Raw genomic sequence first — 17,339 nt, forward strand, 5'->3', positions numbered from 1 at the left:
TCTTATTCCGCTCAGGCCTGCTGCTCGGCTTCACCAACCTGCCCCAACGCCCAGGCCAGATCGGTGATCCGGCGCTGCTCCTGGTCATTCAGTTCCTGCAATTGCTGTCCGAGGCTGGGTGCTCCGAAAACGCCCCGCACACCGTCATCGATGTCGCTTCCCCCACGCCACTGCTTGCCGTCGAACACACGCAACAGGCTGCCTTCCTGCGGCACGTCGCGGTCGAATACCATCGACAGGGTGCTGCTGGTGAAAATGCCGGCATCCCCACCACCGAAGCCCAGGAAGCCCTTGCCGCCGCCATCGCCGAAGCCTTCGCTGCTGAATACCTGGGCGAAGAAGCTGGGCGCAATCGCACTGCCACCGGTGAAGACATTACCTAGCGTCGGCACATCGCTGCCCAGCGTAGGAATCTCGAACAGCGGCGGCGGCATGGTGACACCCGGCACCACCGGCTTCGGCACCAGAGGTACCTCGATCGGCGGCGGCGATGGCTGGATACGGAATTCCGGATCGCCGCCATCCGGCAATACCGGCGCGTTCACCTGGATTCCCGCGGTCGAGGGCAGGCTGCCCAACGCCAGGTTCGCCGCATTACCGATGCTGTCGCTGAGCCCCCCGCCGTTCGCATCGATGGCATTGCCCAGGGTGATACCCGTCTGGTCCACCTGGCCGAAGTCCACTTGGTAGCGGAAGGTCAGCACATTACCGCCGGAGCCCGAAACGTAGTTCGCATAGACGGTTCCACCGGTATCCAGGTGAATGACGATACGCGGCACGCCGCCCGACGTATCCACCGTCACGGCGTCATCGAAGGCGACGGTGAACTCCAGCACCTGCCCCTGTGTGTAGACCGCATTGGCCGGCAAGCCCACCGATGAAACGGCCGGCCCGGTGTTATCCAGCACATAGACTTCGCCGGTCAGCCCGGCCGCCACGTCGTTACCCGCCTGGTCGACGATGCCGGTGCCGGAACCGTTCAGGTTCAGCCCCAGGCTGCCGTCGCCGCTCAGGTTGCCGACGGTGATCTGGTAGGTCTGCGCGTCCACCTGCACGATGGACTGGATCACCCCGCTGGCCGTGCCGGTGGTGACCAGGCTGAAGTCGCCAAGGTCCACCCCGCTCACGCCTTCGCTGAAGGTCAGGGTGAAGCGCACGCTGTCCGCCGTGGTCGGCGTCGCGTCCACTCGCACCAGGCCGGTCGCTGTCGGGGCGGTGGTGTCGATGGTCACGCCGCTGGTCGGCGCCACGTTGTTCAGGGTCAGGTCGGCACCGTTGCCTGCCGCGTCGCGCAGCGTGCCGCCGTTGGTCTCCAGACCGGTAACGGCGATGCCGTCGGCGTCGGTGTCGCCGGCCTGCACGTTGTACTGGAACACCAGCGCCCCCGTGCCCGAACCGGACACGTAGGTCGCATAGCGGGTCACCCCACCGATATCCAGCGCCAGCCGTGGCGTGCCGCCGGCGGTGTTCACCACCACCGGCTCGCTGGCATTGACCGTGAAGGACAGCACGTCGCCCGCGTTGTATGCACCGTTGGCCGGCACGTTCACCGAAGCCACCACCGGAACCACCGCATCCACCAGCACCCCGCTGGTCGAGCCCACGCTGTTCAGCGTGGTGGTCGCATCGTTACCCACGGCGTCACGCAGCGTGCCGCCGTTGGCCTGGATGCTCCCGCCCAGGGTGATGCCGTTGCTATCCAGTTGCCCACTGGCCACCGTCAAGCGGAACACCAGGGCCGAGCTGCCGGAACCGGCGACGTATTCGGCGAACACCGTGCCTCCGGTGTCCAGGGTCACTGCGATGCGCGGCGTACCGCCGCTGGTATCGACGATGATCGTCTCGCTGAAATTCACCGTGAAATCGAGGTTCTGCCCCGCCACGTAGGTGCCGTTGGCCGGGACAGTCACCGAGGTCACGGCCGGTGCGCTGTTGTCCAGCACATAGGCTTCACCAGTCAGCCCGGCCGCCACGTCGTTGCCCGCCTGGTCGACGATGCCGGTGCCGGAACCGTTCAGGTTCAGCCCCAGGCTGCCGTCGCCGCTCAGGTTGCCGACGGTGATCTGGTAGGTCTGCGCGTCCACCTGCACGATGGACTGGATCACCCCGCTGGCCGTGCCGGTGGTGACCAGGCTGAAGTCGCCAAGGTCCACCCCGCTCACGCCTTCGCTGAAGGTCAGGGTGAAGCGCACGCTGTCCGCCGTGGTCGGCGTCGCGTCCACTCGCACCAGGCCGGTCGCTGTCGGGGCGGTGGTGTCGATGGTCACGCCGCTGGTCGGCGCCACGTTGTTCAGGGTCAGGTCGGCACCGTTGCCTGCCGCGTCGCGCAGCGTGCCGCCGTTGGTCTCCAGACCGGTAACGGCGATGCCGTCGGCGTCGGTGTCGCCGGCCTGCACGTTGTACTGGAACACCAGCGCCCCCGTGCCCGAACCGGACACGTAGGTCGCATAGCGGGTCACCCCACCGATATCCAGCGCCAGCCGTGGCGTGCCGCCGGCGGTGTTCACCACCACCGGCTCGCTGGCATTGACCGTGAAGGACAGCACGTCGCCCGCGTTGTATGCACCGTTGGCCGGAACACTCACCGAAGCCACCACCGGAACCACCGCATCCACCAGCACCCCGCTGGTCGAGCCCACGCTGTTCAGCGTGATCGTCGCATCGTTGCCCACGGCGTCGCGCAGCGTGCCGCCGTTGGCCTGGATGCTCCCGCCCAGGGTGATGCCGTTGCTATCCAGTTGCCCACTGGCCACCGTCAGGCGGAACACCAGCGCCGAGCTGCCGGAACCGGCAACGTACTCGGCGAACACCGTGCCGCCGGTGTCCAGGGTCACCGCGATGCGCGGCGTACCGCCGCTGGTGTCGACGATGATCGTCTCGTTGAAATTCACCGTGAAGTCGAGGTTCTGCCCGGCGATATAAGTGCCATTGGCCGGGACACTGACCGACGAGACCGTCGGTGTCACGCCGTCGATCACCACGTCACGCTGGCCGGCAATGGAATTGGCGCCGCCGACCGTGGGCAGCGTCAGCACCGCATCGTCGTTGTCCGCACTGCGGATGGTGGCGCCGTTGAGGGTCAGCGCGCTGGTGGATTGATAATCCAGATCGGCACTGAGATCGCCCGCCTGCACCGTGTAGGTGAAGGTCAGGGTATTGCTGCCCGAGCCCGAGACGTAGGTCGCCAGGCGATCCACGCTGCCGGTTTCCAGCAGCAGGGTCGGCACGCCGCCTGAGGTGTCTACATTCACCGCCTGGTCGAAGGTCACGGTCACCTGGATGGTGTCGCCCACCTTGTAGCCGCCGTTCGGGTTGGTGGTATTGACCGAGGTGACTTCCGGGTTGAGGGTGTTGACGGTGATCGCGAGGGTATCGCTGTCGATCTGGTTGCCGCCGGAACCGGAAAGCCCCAGGTCGTTGGTAACGATCTGCAAGCTCGCAGGGCCGTTGTAGCCCCCGGTCGGGGAGAAGGTCATGCCGTTCAGCGCCGCATTGATATCGGCCAGCGTGCCCTCGAAGGTCATGGTGGCATCGCTCGTGCCGTCACCCGTGGTGAAGCTGAGGCCGGCAGTGCCCCCCAGCGAAATCAGGCCATTGGTGGCGGTGAGCGTGACCCGTACGTTGCCGCTGCCTGCATCCACGTCGGAGATGCTGATTGGGTTGCCGTTACCGGAACTGAAGATCAGTACGTCGTCCTGATCTACCGACTGAGCGGGAGGCAGGCTGTTCACCGGCGCGTCGTTCACCGCCGTCACCACCAGGGTCACGGTGGCGGTATCGGTCTTGGCGCCACCGCTGCCGGTATTGCCTAAATCGTTCACCTGAATGGTCAACACGACGTTGCCGGTGGCATTGGCATCGGTGCGGAACGCGATGAGGCCCCCTGACAAGAAGGTATTCAACTCTGACAACGTTACGCCCACCAGGGCCAAGCTACTCCCGGCCTCAGAGCCGTTGAAGATCAAAACGCCAGAACCCACCGACAAGGTAGCCGTGACCGGGCTGCTACCCGCATCCACATCGCTGACGGAGATGCCGGTCAGGGCTGTGGCGACGTCTTCGTTCACATTGATGGACGCCGGCGCGTTGATGACCGGCGCATCGTTGACCGCCGCCACCTGCAGGGTCACGGTCCTGCTGTCGGTCTGCGCACCGCCGCTGCCAGTGTTGCCGCCGTCGTTGATGCCCACGGTCAAGGTCACGTTGGAGGTGGCGTTCGCCGCCGTGGTGAACGTCAGGTTGCTCGCGGCGATGAAGGCGTTGATATTGGCGATACTGCCGGTCAGGGTCAGCGCGCTGCTGGTGCCCCCCACGATCACGCCACCTCCGCTGGTCGCGGACAAGCTGCCGCTGGGCACCGAGAAGGTCACCGTGACCGAGCTGGAGCCGGCATCCACATCGCTGAAGCTGATACCGGTCAGCGCACTGGCCACATCCTCGGTCACGATGCGGCTGGCCGGAGCCGTGATCACCGGCGCATCGTTGGTGGCGGTGACGCTGACCGTCTTGGTCGCGGTGTTGCTGTCGGAGGTGCCGTCGTTGACCACGATGCTGACGGTACGAACGCTGGTGTTCGGCAGGTCCGACGTGTTGCTGTAGGTCACGCTGCGCAGCGCCGCCTGCCACTGGGCCAGGGTCGCGCTGCCGCCCGCCGAGGTCAGGGTCAGCACGCCGGTGGCCGCGTTGTAGCTGCCGGTGATGTTGCCCATCGTCGAACCGTTGTTGACGAAGGCCAGCACGTCCTGGCCGGACATGAAGTTATCGGTGATGCTCACGGTGGCACTGGTCAGGCTCGCACTGTCGGGGTCGGACAGGGTCAGGCCCGAATCGATAGCCACCGCGCCGGCGCCCTCGGTGAAGGCGGTGGTACCGCCGCTGGTGGATACGGTCGAAGGGTCGTCCGTCGCCACCACACTCACGGTAGCTGCAATGGACAGGCTGGTGGTATCGGCACCACCGTTGGCCGTACCGCCGCTATCGCTGATGCTGGCCAGGGTGACGACGCGATTGGCCGCGGTCGAGGGCGTATCGCTGGCGTTGCGGTAGGTGATGCCGTCCACCAGGGTTTGCGCGTTGGCGCCACTGATGCCGCCCGCCTTGCTCAGTGTGACGGTCGCGGTACCGCCCACCATGCTGACCGTCACGGTCATGGCGTTGGTGGAGGTGGTGGTGGAAAAACCGTTCGTCAGGGTGATGTCGGTGCCATCGATGCGCAGGATTTCGCTGGCGCCATCGGCCAGGTTGGTCACCGTCAGGGTCATGCCGGTGATGGTCTGGCCGGATTCGACGGTACTGATGCTGACGCCGCTGAACAGATCCACTGCACTGCCGTTTTCGGTAAAGGTCGGCGTACCGCCGGTGGCGCTCGCGGTGGGGGCATCGTTGACGCCGGTGACGCTCACGGTGACGACGGACAGGTTGCTGGTGCCGCCGTCGCCATCGTTGACGCTGACCTGGATGCTCCGGTTGGAGGTCGATGGGTCGGTCGTGTTGGTGTTGTTGTAGGTCAGGTTGCGCAGGATCGCCTGCACCGCCTCCGGCGTCGCCTGGGCGTTCAGGCTGATCACCATGTTCGTGATACCCGTACCGCCAACGAGGGTGCCGACCTGTACACCGCCGTACAGCACGGCGCTGCCGCTCAGCCCGACCTGTCCCGCTCCGGAACCCTGGTTGCGCACAGACAGCACGTCTTCGCCGGCTACCCGGTTGGCAGTGATGGCGACGGTAATGTTGCCGCCGTTGAAATCGGCCGAATCGCTGTCGACCAGCGTGGCATTGCTACCTGCATCCAACAGAACGGCGCTTCCCCCTTCGGTGAAGGAAGCACTGTCGCCGTTGAGGTTGCTGACAACCGGGGCGACGTTGGGCAGGACGGCAGTGGAGACGGTGATATCGTCAATGGCGAATAACAGATCGGCGGTGCCGGTCTGCTGGACGATGCGGAACTCATCGATATTCTGCCAATCCTGGTCCGCCCCCTGGTTAATCGTCACGGTCGTGTCATTACCAACAGCAGCAGAGAAATCCTGCGAAGCGACCTCCACACCGTTTCGATAGCCGACTACGCGGAGCGTGTCGGTATTCATGCCCTGGTTATGCAAGTGGAACGATTGCAGCCAGAACTCCTCGCCGCTGGTGGCAGAGAATCTCGCCTCAGCCACTACGTTAAGCCAACCAGTGATTGTCAGCGCCTTGTCGGTGCCATTGTCGGCCAGGATGGTATCGGCATTGCTGCGAGTGACATCGAGAAAACTAGGTGTACCGCCAGTATCGGGGGCGTTATTACCAAGGCTGTCGACCAGGCTCACCGTCCATCCATCGAATACGCGAGGGCTGCCTCCCAGGCTACGATCGGCATCTCCATCCGTGTCGGCAGTGAGATCGACATTGTCGAAATTCAACGTTGTCGGTGCCGCCAGCAAGGCATCGAAGCCGGACGCAGCAACAGCCGCGGTCTCGATCTCCCCCGCCCGGGTCTCCAGCACCCAGTCGCCGCCGAGACGCGCCGCACCGGTGTTGTCGGAAGAAGCCGCCACGTCGGCTTGGGTCAGCCGCGCCAGCTCCGTGACCAATGCTGCACCGGACGCACCGTCACCGGTCTTGCAGCCATAGAGAAGGATGTCGCCGTCTGCGCTCAGCGCTTCGCCGATACGCGCCAGGGTTTCGCTCTGGCCGGCCAGGTCGCCGGCATCGATCCAAGCATTGCCGGCCTTGAACGCCCCGCTCTCGCCATGGGAGAGCAGGTGGATCGCATCGATACCCTCGCGGCCTTCCAGGTAGTCGGCCATCTGTTCCAGACCGTTGCGCGAGGCGTCCAGCACCACCACCTCGGTGCCCGCCGGCAGGCCCGCGAGCAATTGCTGGTAATCCTGAATATTGCCATCGACGAACACCACCTCACGCCGGGTATCGGCGGTTCCGCCGGCGGTGGCGAGGGTGTCCTGGGTATCCTGCTGGGAGGTGTCATCGGAAGCCGGCTCGCTGGCAGCCGAGGCGCTGTCCGCCACCTCGGCCGCGGTGGCCGCCACGGCGCCGTCGAACAGCATGCGCGGCTCCAGGGAAAGTGCCAGCGGCGAACGGGCCGCAGCCGGTTGGGGACGTTCCGCCTGTCTCGACCGGGACAGGCCCCGCCAGAGATCCAACCACTTCATCCCACACCTCCGTGTTGCTTCTAGCATGTCTGAAGACCGTGGAACCGGGTCCCGGCCATTTTTATTCTGGCAGCGAAAGGCCGGCGCGCGAGCGCCGGCCTTCATCATCAGTTACGCGACGGGAAAACCCCTTGCAGGGCGATCACGAAGTTGATGCCGATGTAAGGGTTACGCAACGGGACCGGGAAGTTGTTGCCCGAAACGCCGGTTACACCGGCCGGTACCGCCGCCGTGCCGGTCAGGGTCACGTCGAAAGGCGCCAAGGTATCGCTGCCGCTCTGGGCGCTGTTGTAAATGGCGAATGGACGACCGCCACTGCTGGGCGCCGCCGGTACCGCATTGGCGGGCGAGCCGACGGAAGCGGTAGTGCTGGATACCGGTACCGCAACCGGACCGGTCACGCTCACCGGCACGTTCTCGGCCGGCAGGGTGTGGCCATGCGCGGGCATCTGGTTGCTCAGCAAGGTCACGTTTTCTTGACCGGACATCTCGCCCACCACGATGTCGCTCAACCCTCCACCCTGCCCCGTCCCCACCGGGGAACGTCCGCGCAGGTCCGGCAGGCCGAAGGTGGTCTGACCATTGCCGCCATAGACGGTGCCGAGCAGCGAAAACAGCGCGGTGTTCTGCGCAATGGACATGATCTGCCCCTGGCAGAAGGCCCAGCCGCGCGGCGCGAAGTTGAATCCCACCATGCGGATTTCACCCAAGAACGGTTCGCTCATGTCATCTCCTCATTCTTATCGAAGCGGGCTTCCTGCCACCCGCGTTTTTGCCGGACATCCGGCCCCACACCTTGCCGGTCAAACCGTGGAAAGCACCCAAGGTCTTACACGGTCTGCAACGCGGACTCTTTCTCCCGATGGAAAATCGCTTCCAGGCCCTGGCGTCCCGTTTCGTCGGGGCGGGTGGGCGTCATGAGCAGATCCCAGCAATCCCCTTCATGCCCCAGCCGGTACACCGCCTGGGGCAGTTGCACTTCGGCCGGCAACAGGAACAGCAGGGAAAAACATTCGTAGCGGACGTTCATCGCCTTGCGCTCTTCGACCGTTTGCAAGGTCACGTCCAGCGTCTGGCCGGGCGCCAGGAGCAACTGAAAGGATTCGCCTTCGGCACGGACGAAGCGTTCGCGGAGAGTGATGGCTGCCATGGTCTCGTCGTTCTCCTTCATCCGCAGGCCGTCTTTCGAGGGGCGCTGGCGGGGCGGCGCATTTCCAGATAGATACCGCTCTCGCCCACCACCTCGAAACCCAGCCGTTGGTAGAGGCGAAACGCGGGGTTGGCTTCCTCGACGTGCAGGCCGACGGCCAGCCCGCGGGCATCGGCAAGGGTCAGCAGGTTCTGCAACAACGCGCCGCCCACGCCACGTCCCCGGTAGTCCGGCAACAGGCTGATATCGATGAGTTGTAGCGTAGTCTCGCCCCAGAACAGGTAGAGCCGGCCGATTGCCTGGGTATCGGCTTCGATCACCCAGAATTCGCCGTCGGGGAAATGCTCTTGGTAGTAGTGGTGCTGGAGTCTGAACTGCTGGGCGAGAAATTCGGCGATGGCTTCGGCGGACCAGCCGCTATGAGCCAGTTCCTGCCCCCGCGTGGTCGCATAAAGATGGGTCAGGAAAGCCTCGTCGGCTACCTCGATGGGGCGGAAACGGAGAGTAACTGCGGTCATCGGATTCAGCATCCCTGCACATCGACCATTACGGCGGTGACAATCTGACGCAGCCACCGCTTGCGTGGATGCAAGCCTAGCCTAAGCCGCGAAATTGTCCTACATCACAACATAATGGCTAAATGCCAACAATTTCACAAAAAAAGATCAACGGTCATCCGCGCCGTCTCGCTGGTTGTCGTGCTTTTCAAAAGCCGCTTTCCCTCACACCCAGCGCAGCGGCACGCCGCCAGGCCGCGCCCAGCAAGGATTCCCGCCGCCCCTCCAGCACCACCAACCCTCGCAACGGCTGGGCAGGCAGCTCATAGGTGGCGATTGGCTCCAGGCGTACGGCGTACTGCGCCTGCACCGGCTTGCCCTGTTGCCGTTCGTCGCGACGCACCGCAATCGGCCCGTGGTGGTCCGACGCCAGCGCTTCGATGTCCAGATAAGACGCGCCGGTCGCCGCCACCTCGGCCAGCCGGACCGGCAATGCCGGGCGCAACGGGTCGTCGGCGACGAAGCGGCCCTCGGCACCGACTTCGACGCGCCAGAGCGACTCCTCCTGCAGATAGCCGCGCAGGCGCACCTGACGCTCGTCCACCACCCGCGCCAGCGGCATCTGCGGCGGCAGCCAGAGGCCGGGGCGCAGATCGCGCGACAGGTCGCGCACCACCCCGGCATGCGGCGCATGCAGCACCAGACGGGCGCGCTGCGCGGCCAACCCGCGGTACTCCGCCAGGGCCTCGGCCAGTTGCTGATCGAGGATGCCCACATCCGCCACCGTCTCGCTGCGTCCCGCCTGACGGCGCAACTGCAACTGGAGAATCTGGATCTCGCTGCGAATGATGCGCTGGCGGGCATCCAGGTCCGGCGATTCCAGCTCGATCAGCACGTCGCCCGCCTCGACCCGCTGTCCGTCGCGGACATGCAGCGCCTTCAAGCGCGCCGGCAGCGGCGCGTGCAGGGCGCTGTTGCGCGCCGACTCGAGCAGCGCCGGCACCTCCACCCCGCTGCGCCAGGGCAACGCCAGCACCGCCAGCAGTAGAAGCATCCCGATACCTGCGCCGAACACCCGGGAACGCTGCGCCTGTTGGCGGCGCTTCCACCACTCGGCCAGCTCCCGCCCGATCGGCAGGCCGATGAACCAGGCCAGCTCCACCAGCATCAGGAAAATGCCGAGCAGCTTGAAGAACAGGTGATACACCGCCAGCGCGATACCGAGGAACAACGCCGCACGCCACAGCCATGAACCGTAGCCCCACCACAGCAGGCGACGCCGCAGCGGTGCCGGCAACGGCTCCGGCGCCGGCTCGCCGTAACCGAACAGCCACTCGCGCAGGCGCCAGCGGCACAGGGCGAAGGCGCGGCCTTGGAGGTTATCCACGCCCCAGAAGTCACTTAGCAGGAAATAGCCATCGAAGCGCATGAACGGATTCAGGTTCACCGCCAGGGTGGTCAGCCAGGTGGCGCTGGCCAGCATGAATGCTGCCGTGCGCAAGGCGCCATCCGGCAACAGCGACCAGGCCAGCAGCGCGACGCAGGCCAGGACCAGTTCCGCAAGGATGCCGCCGGCACCGATCAGCAGCCGCGAACGGCGATCGTTGACCCGCCAGGCATCGCTGACATCGGTATAGAAAAGCGGCAACAGCACCATGAACGCCACGCCCATGCTCTGCACCCGACAACCGGCACGCTTGGCCATGAACGCATGGCCGAACTCATGGCACAGCTTGGCGAAACCGAGCGCCACGCCGAACGCCAGCGCACCGCCCAGGCTGAACAGGTGCGGGAAGGTGGCCAGGAAGCGCTCCCAGTCCCGCGCCACCAGGAACACACCCAACACCAGCACCAACGGCAGGCCGATGCGCAGCAATGCTCCGCCATGGCGCTCCAGCCACGGCCAGGCGCGATTGAGAAAGGCATCCGGGCGCCACAGCGGGATGCGGAAGAACAGGTACTGGTGCAGCAGCGTTTTCCATAGTCCATGGCGCTGCGCCGCAGCCTTGGTTTCGTAGCTGGCGCGCTGCTCCGGGTCCGCCGCCGAAATCAGATCGTGCCCACGCAGAAAGCGCAGCAGTTCCTCTAGGTCGCTCTCTTGCAGCGAAACGCCGGGCTCGCGGTTGGCCGCTGCCAGCACCCGACGCGCCTCGCCCTGCGTCCAGTGCCGAAGCAGGCGCATGGCCGCACTGCCCAATTTGAAGTAACGCCCCCGCACCGGATCGGCCAGGGTCCACTGCGGCGAACCGTCCAGCGCCGGTTCGGCGGGGGAAAGCTGCAGATCGGGACGCAGCGCCGGCAGGCTCATCTCAGAAGCCCACGCTCTGGCGCAGTGCTGCCAGGGGACGGCGCAGCAGGTAGACCGCCAGCGGAGCGCGCTGGCCGAACAACTTGGCTGTGCCGCGCAGTCCGATGCGCGGCGGCGTTTCCTCGAAGCCGGCATCCAGGCGATAGGCCAGTTTCCCGGCCGGCGTCGGCTGGGCCTCGTAGGCGGCGCGCTGCAAGGTCGCGCGATAACGGTGCAGCGGATCGCTGTCGAGGAACAACGCCACCTCGGCGCCCGGCTCCAGCGCAATGGCGTCCCCCACCGGCAGCTCGACGCGCAACTCCGCCTGGGTCGGATCGGCCAGTTTCAGCAGTTGCTCGCCCGTGCGCACCGGTTTGCCGGTCCAGCGCTCGGCGTCGGCGAACACCGCAATGCCGTCGCGCTCGGCCCGCACATCGGTACGCGCCAACAGGTCGAGGGCGTAGTCGCGTTCGGCGCGCTTCTGCTCGACACGCGCCGCCAAAAGATCGATCCGCGCACTCGACTCCGCATCGCTGAACGCCCGCTGCGAACTGGCCTTCAGCTCGGCCTCGGCGACCCCGAGGGCACGCTCGGCCACGTCCGCCTGGGCCTTCAGCGCCGTGGCATCGAAGCGCACCAGCAGATCGCCGGCCTTGACCGGCTGATTGGGCTTCACCAGGAACTCGGCCACCACCCCATCCAAAGGCGCGGCGACCAGCCGCCCGCCCAGCGGCACCACCTCCGCCGGCGCCAGCACCGACTGCCGCACCGGCAGCAACAGCACCAGCAGCGCCCCCAGCCCGAGCAGCGCCAGACGCTTGCGCGGCCAGCGCAGCCGCCATGGTTTGCGCGGCTGCAAGGCGAGCCAGGCATGGGCATACGCCTCGCCGAGCTGACGCAGCAGCGCCTGCTCGGCCTCGCTCCACGGCTGCTCGCGGGCCATCCACAGCCCGCCGAACACGGCCTTGCGGCGATCCTTCAAGGGCAACCAGAACACCTGCGGGGCGGACAGCGTGCGCCAATCCTCACGCTCCTGTGCGGCCAGCCCGTCCGGCGAAACGACCCGCGCCTCGGCCAACCCGTCCTGTGCCGCCACCTGGGCACAAGCATGCTCGACGAAGGCGACAAAGGGCGCATTCGGCTCCACCACGCTGACCCCGGTCAGCGCCCGTACCTTGCCGGCGATCAACAGTGCCGCATGGCGGTAGCCGAACAGCGGCTGGGCATCGTTGACCAGGCTGTAGGCGAGCCGATCCAAGGTGTCGGCGGCGCGCGCCTGCTGCTCCAGCGCGAGGAACTGAGCGAACACCCGTTCGGCGAGGCCGGGCATCGGCGCATTCATGGCGTCGCCTCGAAGCGCGCCGTGCCGCTCATGCCGGCCAGCAGCCCGGCCGGCTCCTCGGGTAGCTCGCCGATCAGCAGCAACGTCTGGCTGCCTTCGTCGATCCGCGCACCGACGCGCTTCACCTTGGCGCTCAGCGGCTGGCCGGTTTCATCGGGCGTGAAGGTAAAGGATTGACCGGCCGAGAGACGGCCCAGCCAGCGGGACGGCACCAGCAGATGGATTTCCAGGGTGCGGTTGTCGACGATCTCCAGCAGCGGCGCGCCACCGGCGACGCTCTCGTGGGGCTTGACCTTGCGCTGCACCACCTGGCCGTCGAACGGCGCCTTCACCGTGCAGCGGTTGACCTGGACCTGATAGACCTGCGACTCGGCCTGCGCCTGGGCCTGCCGCGCCTCGGCGAGCGCCACTTCGAAACGGCCGACGGAATTGAGCGCGGCGAGCTGCTTCTTGTGCGCCAGCTCTTCCCGCGCGGCCCGCACCGCCGCCTGGGCGGCATTCAACTGGGCCTGGTACGCGCTGCAATCGAAACGGACCAGCACGTCCCCCTTGCGAAACGCCTGCCCCTCGGCGAACGGCATTTCGACGATACGCCCGGCCAACTCGCTGGCCAGCATCGCCTGATCCCGCGCCCGCAACACCCCCCGCGCCTCCTGGGCAGCGGCCGCCTGCGTCGCCAGCGGCGCATCCAGCAGCGGATCGCCCTCCCCGACCGGTGCAGCCTGAACCAGAGGCATACCAGCCAGCCATACACCACAGGTCCAAACAGCAATGCGGTACATCAGCGCACTCCTTGCAACGGGATCGCCGAAGTCTACGGCAGAAGGAGACCTACCGCACAGATCCCCTCATCCTTCCGCCAACGCCGGGCTTCACCTCCCGCCCCAGTTCTGGTAAAAAGGCACCCGCCGCGGGCGTCGTATAATGGCATTACCTGAGCTTCCCAAGCTCATGACGAGGGTTCGATTCCCTTCGCCCGCTCCAGAATCCAGCAAAAAGCCCCGATTTTTCGGGGCTTTTTCGTTTCTGGGCGTTGGCAGGGCCAAAGCATTATGCCAATGCCCTAACGATCCTCGAGCCTGCCGACAAATTCGTTGATTTTGCCGCTTAGCCTCTTCAAAAGCCTCACCCCCCAGGTGAGGCCCCGAATCTGTCGTTAAACCCAGCCACACCAATGATGCTGCGGCCAGGCCGAGCCAGGGCATGAGCACCAGGTTCATTGTCTGCCAGCCCAGAATTTCGAGCAGGCCGCCGGCGCCGAATAAGCAGACCAGCCCGACCACGAAGATCACCATGTCATTGATGGCTTGTGCCCTCGCCTCTCGGCCGGGCTGTAGGTACCGGTCAGCAAGGCCGTGCCACCGATGTACAGGAAATTCCAGCCCACACCGAGCAGGACCAGTGCACTGGCGAACGAGCCGAAGCCCATTCCGGTCAGGGTCATGAGGATGTGGTCGACGAACAGCAGCACGCCGGTCAACATGATGCGCCGTACGCCGAAGCGGGTGATCAACGCGCCGGTGAAGAACGACGGCAGGACCGTCCATATCGGCGACGGTGGCGGTGTACGGTCCAACGCCCAACCCTTGATGAACTCCGCCTTCGGCGTCGCGGTCAAGGGTCCGAACATCCGCGCGAACTGCCCGCGGCAAAGAGCACGCAACTCGTCCTCGGACAGGTTCTTGCGCACGCGCACCGGCACGCCAAACAATGCCGCGCTGCCACCCGGCACGGAGGCGTCGTGAATCTCACCCAACGGGCCCGCCATTGCCGCGCCAATACGGGAGGCAAGGCCGGCGAGAATTGAATGCTCTCCTCGACCAGACGGGGCGGCATAGCCAGCAACACATGCTCGACACACAAGATCGTGGCACGGCCGGTGGCGTCTTCGCTATCCAATTCCAGATGCTGGCCCGTACTGCGCAGGCGGCGTACCTTCTGGCCGGCGACGATCCGCGTCGCATCGAGGCGACGATGCAAGGCATCGATCAGCGCCTCCATCCCGCCCACCAGGCGCATCGACGGCGGCGAACTCACGTACCCGCGCATCCGCCTGGGAGGCTCATGAAGCGAGTGTTCCACCAGCATGTCGCCGGCTTCGAACTGTTCGAAACGCGCCAGCCCCAGCTCACGGACCAGACGGTCCAACTGGTGCTGGTAGCCGGGCCAGAACCAAGACGGGCCCAGGTCGAAGCGATCAATGGCACCCGCCGCAACCTGACGCACTGAAGGCGAAACGGAGAGGATGCGGCCACAGGGACCATCGCGCGCTTCGAGCAGCATGTAGTCCCTGCTGCCTCTCTGCTCCAGCAAAAAGGAGGCGTACAGGCCACTCAAACCTGCGCCGATGATGGCGATGCGCGCTGTCTGCATATCTATGCCTCCACGGCCATGCCGGCCAGATGGCCGGTCTTGAGATAAACGGTGGCGCCCTGTTGGCCAGCGGCGGTCGCCAGGTATTCCCCCTCGGGCAGGCGCATCCAAGTGCCACGCTCGTAGGATCGGCCCTGCTCCAGCACCTCCCCGGCCAGAACCAGGTACTCGGCGCCGCCTACCGGACCGTCGAACAGAAGCGCCCCCGGCACCAGATGCTGCAGGCAGACCTGCTCGGCAACGCTCGAGAACAGTGGACAGACCTCGCGATCATCCTGGCGCTGCCAGGAAGACAGATCGCGAGTGTCGATGTGCACGCGGTCGCGCTCGCCCGTCCTCATCTGCTGGAGCTTGACGAAGATGACATCGCCCTCATGGCTGGAAGGTCGATGCGAGCCCGGCGGATTGCGCAGGTACCAGCCCGCAGGATAGTGCTCATCCCCTTCGGAGAAGGTGTGAGCCGGACCACCGCCCCGAATCCATCCCCACCCTACCAATCCTCAGCGCCCCCTCACGGCGCCTCATACCCCCGTGCCGCTTCCGCCAAGTAGAACCAGGTCGGCGCGTCCAATTCCAGATCCTTGCCCGCCAGGGCCTCTTCGATACGCGGCCAGCGCAGGCTGCCGAGAATCGGCAGCGGACGGCCGGGCAAGCGGCGCAGCCAGGCCAGGGCCACTTGGCTGGGGGTGGCGCCAAGCGCTTCACCGCCCCGTGCCAGCGCCTCCTGCAAGGCCACCGGAAAAGCCCCACCCGCCAGCGGCGACCAGGCCAGGACCTGCAACCCATCCGCCCGCATCGCCTGCAGACGTCCGTCCCAGGCCGCCTCCTGCGCGGTCAGGGACAGTTCGATCTGGTTGCAACGCAGCGGCAGTTCGCGGGCCAGCGCCTGCCAGTGCAGAGGGTCGAAATTGGAGACCCCGAGCCAACCCACCTTGCCGCTCTCCATCAAACCGGCGAGCGCTCGCACCACCTCCTCCGTTTGCATCAGCGGATCGGGCCGGTGCAGCAGGAAGCCATCCAGCCGCTCGACACCCAGGCGCGCGAGCGAGGCCTCCACCGCCCGGACCAGATAATCCGCCGCGCTGTTGTAATGCTTCACCTGCCAGCGCGAACCATCCTGCGGACGCAGCACGATGTCCGCCTTGCCGATCAGTTGCAGCCGCTGGCGCAGCGTCGGGTTCAGCCGCAGGGCCTCGCCGAAGTGCGCCTCGCATTGGCCCAGGCCATAGATATCGGCATGGTCGAAGGCATTCAGCCCCTGTTCCACGCAACGCTCGATGAAGCCGAGCAGGTCTTGCGCCGCTGCCAGCTCGGGGTAATCGGTCAGGCGCATCATGCCGAGCAGCAACGGTGCGTCGATCACAGGGGAATCAGGCATGAGCCGCCTCCGTCAGGGACTCCAGCAGGCGCTTGCCTTCCGGCCAGTCGCCCAGTCCGCTGTCGCCATTGATGTGTCCCGCCGGGCCGATATCGACCCAGCGGCTACCCCAGGCGCCGGCACAGCTGCGAGAGAAATCGAGCGAGCCGTAGGGGTCGTCACGGCTCGCCACCACCAGGCTGGGGAACGGTAGTGGCATCAAAGGGACTGGTGCGAAGCCGCTGGCATCCGAGGGAAACGCCGGGCCGCTGGGGTCCGGCACCGCCACCAACAGCGCCGCACGCACCGACTGGCGGGTCTGCGCCGCCCAGTGAGCGACCAGCAGGCACGCCAGGCTGTGGGCCACCAACACGCAATCGTCACCGGCCTCGGCGACCGCCTTTTCCAGCGCCGCGACCCACTCCGCACACACCGGATGCTCCCAGTCACGCTGCTCGACCCGTTGGAAAGCCGGGCCCGCAGCTTGCCAGAGGCTTTGCCAGTGCCCGGGACCGGAGTTGCCATAACCCGGAAGGATCAACACCTTGTCGCCCATCGCTGCCTGCCTTTTCGTGGAACGGGAAGCGATGTTCTACCAGAGGTGGGGGACGGTCGGAACCGTGGGGATGCGTCGCAAGCAGAGTTGGTCAGCAAGTAGGTTCCTATAGCAATAGGCAGAAAGGTCTAGGACAACCGATGCTCCGCCCCCTCACAACTAGGCGTCCCCCCCAGCCCTCGGCTTTGGCATTCTGCGTCGCTCTACCTCCTACATCCCTGTAGTCGTCTCCCCAAAGGGGCGAGGGGGCAGTTCGTGTGGGCTCGTGGCTATCGTGTAGGGGCGAATTCATTCGCCCAACGCGCCCCAGGCCCTCACTTCAACCCCGCCACCCCGGCGACGATCAATACCACCGACACCGCCTTGGCCAGCGTTAACGCCTCGCCCATCAGCAGCACGGCCAGGGTCACCGTGCCGAGCGAGCCCAGCGCCGTCCAGATCGGGTAGGCCACGCTCACCGGCAGTTCGCGCAAGGACAGGGTGAGGAAGTAAATCCCGGCAATCGCCGCCACGACCACCAGCAGGCTGGGCCAGGGCCGGGTGAAGCCCTGGGCGGACTTCATGCTCAAGGCGAAAACGATCTCGAACAAGGCAGCGACCAGCAGGAATACCCAGGCCATGGACGA

13 protein-coding genes and 1 tRNA gene are annotated in these 17,339 nt (G+C 65.9%); 1 reads left to right on the plus strand and 13 read right to left on the minus strand.

Translation table 11 applies throughout. The features are described from left to right. Nucleotides 1-11: 11 nt before the first annotated feature. From PIN01S_RS14860 to PIN01S_RS14890, 7 genes are all read right to left on the minus strand, one after another. Nucleotides 12-7,151, minus strand: coding sequence for a DUF4347 domain-containing protein (locus tag PIN01S_RS14860; RefSeq protein ID WP_084336462.1), 7,140 nt, complete (start codon nt 7,149-7,151; stop codon nt 12-14). A 107-nt stretch (nt 7,152-7,258) separates the two neighbouring features. Next, a complete protein-coding gene (locus PIN01S_RS14865) occupies nt 7,259-7,876 on the minus strand; it encodes a phage tail protein (RefSeq protein WP_084336463.1) in 618 nt (205 codons plus the stop codon). A gap of 104 nt (nt 7,877-7,980) precedes the next feature. Further along, on the minus strand, nt 7,981-8,301 hold the full coding sequence (locus tag PIN01S_RS14870) for a DUF6916 family protein (protein WP_139198644.1): 321 nt from the start codon (nt 8,299-8,301) through the stop codon (nt 7,981-7,983). Between the two features lie 17 nt (nt 8,302-8,318). Next, nucleotides 8,319-8,819, minus strand: a complete 501-nt coding sequence (locus tag PIN01S_RS14875; RefSeq protein WP_084336487.1) for a GNAT family N-acetyltransferase — start codon at nt 8,817-8,819, stop codon at nt 8,319-8,321. Nucleotides 8,820-9,006: 187 nt separating this feature from the next. Beyond that, nucleotides 9,007-11,106, minus strand: a complete 2,100-nt coding sequence (locus PIN01S_RS14880; protein ID WP_084336465.1) for a site-2 protease family protein — start codon at nt 11,104-11,106, stop codon at nt 9,007-9,009. A 1-nt stretch (nt 11,107) separates the two neighbouring features. After that, on the minus strand, nt 11,108-12,427 hold the full coding sequence (locus PIN01S_RS14885; protein WP_084336466.1) for an efflux RND transporter periplasmic adaptor subunit: 1,320 nt from the start codon (nt 12,425-12,427) through the stop codon (nt 11,108-11,110). Continuing rightward, a complete protein-coding gene (locus tag PIN01S_RS14890) occupies nt 12,424-13,209 on the minus strand; it encodes an efflux RND transporter periplasmic adaptor subunit (RefSeq protein WP_084336467.1) in 786 nt (261 codons plus the stop codon). Before PIN01S_RS14890 ends, PIN01S_RS14885 begins: the two co-directional genes overlap by 4 nt. 128 nt (nt 13,210-13,337) lie before the next feature. Here PIN01S_RS14890 and PIN01S_RS14895 point away from each other — a divergent pair. Beyond that, nucleotides 13,338-13,411: transfer RNA gene (locus PIN01S_RS14895), tRNA-Gly, on the plus strand. A gap of 304 nt (nt 13,412-13,715) precedes the next feature. On the opposite strand, the gene PIN01S_RS14900 is transcribed toward PIN01S_RS14895, so the two are convergent. The 6 genes from PIN01S_RS14900 to PIN01S_RS14925 form a co-directional block, all read right to left on the minus strand. Beyond that, nucleotides 13,716-14,057 carry a hypothetical protein gene (locus tag PIN01S_RS14900; protein ID WP_212633110.1) on the minus strand — a complete coding sequence of 114 codons (342 nt, stop codon included), beginning with the start codon at nt 14,055-14,057 and terminating at the stop codon, nt 13,716-13,718. Then, nucleotides 14,042-14,800: an FAD-dependent oxidoreductase gene (locus tag PIN01S_RS14905; RefSeq protein ID WP_212633111.1), complete on the minus strand. Its 759-nt coding sequence runs from the start codon at nt 14,798-14,800 to the stop codon at nt 14,042-14,044. Before PIN01S_RS14905 ends, PIN01S_RS14900 begins: the two co-directional genes overlap by 16 nt. A 2-nt stretch (nt 14,801-14,802) precedes the next feature. Then, nucleotides 14,803-15,117 (minus strand): cupin domain-containing protein, encoded by a 315-nt coding sequence (locus PIN01S_RS27150; RefSeq protein WP_244506048.1) that lies wholly within the window; start codon nt 15,115-15,117, stop codon nt 14,803-14,805. A gap of 194 nt (nt 15,118-15,311) precedes the next feature. Beyond that, a complete protein-coding gene (locus PIN01S_RS14915; protein ID WP_084336469.1) occupies nt 15,312-16,178 on the minus strand; it encodes an aldo/keto reductase in 867 nt (288 codons plus the stop codon). Then, nucleotides 16,171-16,713 (minus strand): RBBP9/YdeN family alpha/beta hydrolase, encoded by a 543-nt coding sequence (locus tag PIN01S_RS14920; RefSeq protein ID WP_084336470.1) that lies wholly within the window; start codon nt 16,711-16,713, stop codon nt 16,171-16,173. Before PIN01S_RS14920 ends, PIN01S_RS14915 begins: the two co-directional genes overlap by 8 nt. Nucleotides 16,714-17,027: 314 nt before the next feature. Continuing rightward, on the minus strand, nt 17,028-17,333 hold the full coding sequence (locus tag PIN01S_RS14925) for a DMT family transporter (protein WP_084336471.1): 306 nt from the start codon (nt 17,331-17,333) through the stop codon (nt 17,028-17,030). Nucleotides 17,334-17,339: the final 6 nt, after the last annotated feature.

The sequence above is a fragment of the Pseudomonas indica NBRC 103045 genome (genome assembly GCF_002091635.1).
Taxonomy (GTDB): Bacteria; Pseudomonadota; Gammaproteobacteria; order Pseudomonadales; family Pseudomonadaceae; genus Pseudomonas_M; species Pseudomonas_M indica.

What these genes read in the sequence shown, in the direction of transcription:
- PIN01S_RS14860 (WP_084336462.1), bottom strand. Translation starts at nt 7,151, where the DNA reads ATGAAGTGGTTGGATCTCTGGCGGGGCCTGTCCCGGTCGAGACAGGCG.
- PIN01S_RS14865 (WP_084336463.1), bottom strand. Translation starts at nt 7,876, where the DNA reads ATGAGCGAACCGTTCTTGGGTGAAATCCGCATGGTGGGATTCAACTTC.
- PIN01S_RS14870 (WP_139198644.1), bottom strand. Translation starts at nt 8,301, where the DNA reads ATGGCAGCCATCACTCTCCGCGAACGCTTCGTCCGTGCCGAAGGCGAA.
- PIN01S_RS14875 (WP_084336487.1), bottom strand. Translation starts at nt 8,819, where the DNA reads ATGACCGCAGTTACTCTCCGTTTCCGCCCCATCGAGGTAGCCGACGAG.
- PIN01S_RS14880 (WP_084336465.1), bottom strand. Translation starts at nt 11,106, where the DNA reads ATGAGCCTGCCGGCGCTGCGTCCCGATCTGCAGCTTTCCCCCGCCGAA.
- PIN01S_RS14885 (WP_084336466.1), bottom strand. Translation starts at nt 12,427, where the DNA reads ATGAATGCGCCGATGCCCGGCCTCGCCGAACGGGTGTTCGCTCAGTTC.
- PIN01S_RS14890 (WP_084336467.1), bottom strand. Translation starts at nt 13,209, where the DNA reads ATGTACCGCATTGCTGTTTGGACCTGTGGTGTATGGCTGGCTGGTATG.
- PIN01S_RS14900 (WP_212633110.1), bottom strand. Translation starts at nt 14,057, where the DNA reads ATGTTCGGACCCTTGACCGCGACGCCGAAGGCGGAGTTCATCAAGGGT.
- PIN01S_RS14905 (WP_212633111.1), bottom strand. Translation starts at nt 14,800, where the DNA reads ATGCAGACAGCGCGCATCGCCATCATCGGCGCAGGTTTGAGTGGCCTG.
- PIN01S_RS14915 (WP_084336469.1), bottom strand. Translation starts at nt 16,178, where the DNA reads ATGCCTGATTCCCCTGTGATCGACGCACCGTTGCTGCTCGGCATGATG.
- PIN01S_RS14920 (WP_084336470.1), bottom strand. Translation starts at nt 16,713, where the DNA reads ATGGGCGACAAGGTGTTGATCCTTCCGGGTTATGGCAACTCCGGTCCC.
- PIN01S_RS14925 (WP_084336471.1), bottom strand. Translation starts at nt 17,333, where the DNA reads ATGGCCTGGGTATTCCTGCTGGTCGCTGCCTTGTTCGAGATCGTTTTC.